The sequence below is a fragment of the Acidithiobacillus marinus genome, from assembly GCF_002847505.1.
Lineage (GTDB): Bacteria > Pseudomonadota > Gammaproteobacteria > Acidithiobacillales > Acidithiobacillaceae > Acidithiobacillus > Acidithiobacillus marinus.
On sequence record NZ_MXAV01000045.1, the window covers coordinates 1 to 1,391 of the forward strand.

2 protein-coding genes are annotated in these 1,391 nt (G+C 40.9%); both read left to right on the forward strand.

The genetic code is table 11. The annotated features are described in order from the left end of the window. On the forward strand, window positions 1–1,137 hold a 1,137-nt coding region (locus B1757_RS15485), incomplete at its 5' end, for a virulence factor TspB C-terminal domain-related protein (RefSeq protein ID WP_216360878.1). Between the two features lie 11 nt (window positions 1,138–1,148). Then, window positions 1,149–1,391 (forward strand): hypothetical protein (locus tag B1757_RS15215; RefSeq protein WP_143484263.1); only part of this gene is annotated, 243 nt, incomplete at its 3' end.

The window sequence follows — 1,391 nt, forward strand, 5'->3', positions numbered from 1 at the left end:
GAGGAACCTGTCTACCGCGTTTATGATCCTCAGGGTGGTCGTGCCTCTTCTCTCTTTACTCCTTCTTCTTCTTTCGCCGAAGGTTCTTCCGGTGGTGTTATTGAAACTTTTGCACCTCCTCCTTTAACCATTGATGGTGCTACTGGTGAGGTTGTTTCTTCTCTTTCTCGTTCTTTAACTGTCGGTGATTTGGTTGATGGTCTTGGTAAGTTTATGTCTGTTGATAATCCTATCGGTTTGACTATTTTAGGTGCTACAACTCTTCTTCCTCTTGCTACTTCTATTTATGATGATTATGAGTCTGCTAATACCACTCCTTCTGGTTGTACTGAACCCTATTCTACTTATTGTTCTTCCAATTGGGGTCATACTACTGGTTGCGATCAAACTATTAATGAAGGTTCCTCTAACGGTTCTACTTTGTATGCCTGTTCTAGTTCTTCCGATCCTTCTGCTGCATGTGGTAGTTTTACTTGTGATGCTTCTACTGTTCCTACTTCTCCTTCTAATTTACCCCTATGGATTCAAAATAATTGGTCTTCTGATGATTTAGCGAATGATGCTTCTTCTGCTTTACAAGCTAACCCTTCTTATTCTCCTGATCTTGCTTCTCAATTAGCCAATAACAATACTCCTCTTTCTTCCCCTGTTCCTTATTCTTATTCTCCGTCCTCTAATACTCTTTCCGGTTCTCCCACTTCTACTTCTTCTACTAATCCTTCTACTGGTGATACTACTACTACTACTACAACCCCTACTTATAAAGTTTCCCCTGGAACTGATGGTGGCCTTTCTGTTCAAAAATCTACTTCCTCTGTTACTCAAACTTGTACTTCTTCCGGTTCTTGTACGACTACTAATACTTCTACTTCTACTTCTACCCCTCAACCTGCTTCTCCTTTTGTTGCTCCCACTACTTCCACTCCTGCCGCTCCATCTCCTTCTATTAAATCTTTTGCCCTTAACCTTGCTATGCCTTCTCAATCTGATGCTGTTTGTCCTGACCCTTTATCTTTTACCGCTTTATCTAATAATTTTACGATTCCGCTTACTCCTCTCTGTTCTCTCGCTTCTGATGTTAAACCTTATGTTGAATCTCTTGGTGCTGTTGGTGCGGGTATCATTATCTTTCGTTAAGGAGTTTTTTTATGGGTGCTATTATCTCTGCCCTTGCTGAATGGTTAGGTCCTTTCATTATTTCTACTGCCTCTTGGTTTATGGCCTCTGTTGGTCCTTCCGTTTTATCCTCTTTAACCATTGGTGTTGGTGTTTACACTGGTGTTTCTGCTATTGAATCTGATCTTTCTTCCGTTGTTTTGAATTATTCCAGTCTTCCCGCTGATATGTTGGCTATTGCTCAGTTACTTGGTGCTACTTTCGTTATCAAACGG